We start from the raw sequence: 269 nt of genomic DNA, 5'->3' as shown, positions 1-269 counted from the left end.
ATTGAAAAGCGTCCGTCGGCAGAGTAGTAGTGAGGGGCACTTGCCTGGGAAGATAGAGCTTAAGCTGCTCGAATAGGACTTCTCAGGCGATTAAATGAATATCGCGCAGCGGTAAGAGCCGCTTCATTGCGCGCAGGCGTTCGAAGAGGCGCTTTGTACAGTAAGTAGGAAATCTGATGACCGATGAAAAAAACGGTAAGGGCGGAGATAACGGTAAATTACTTTACTGCTCCTTTTGTGGCAAAAGTCAGCATGAAGTGAGAAAACTG

At 47.6% G+C, this 269-nt stretch carries 1 protein-coding gene; it reads left to right on the top strand.

The window, feature by feature from the left end; all coding sequences use genetic code 11:
• Positions 1-176 precede the first annotated feature (176 nt).
• Positions 177-269: ClpX C4-type zinc finger protein (locus A3761_RS25550; RefSeq protein ID WP_156491684.1), on the top strand; the 93-nt coding region annotated here is incomplete at its 3' end.

The sequence above is a fragment of the Oleiphilus sp. HI0123 genome, from assembly GCF_001635315.1.
The sequence above is the reverse complement of the archived record's forward strand: the minus strand, read 5'-3'. Positions and strand labels throughout refer to the sequence as shown.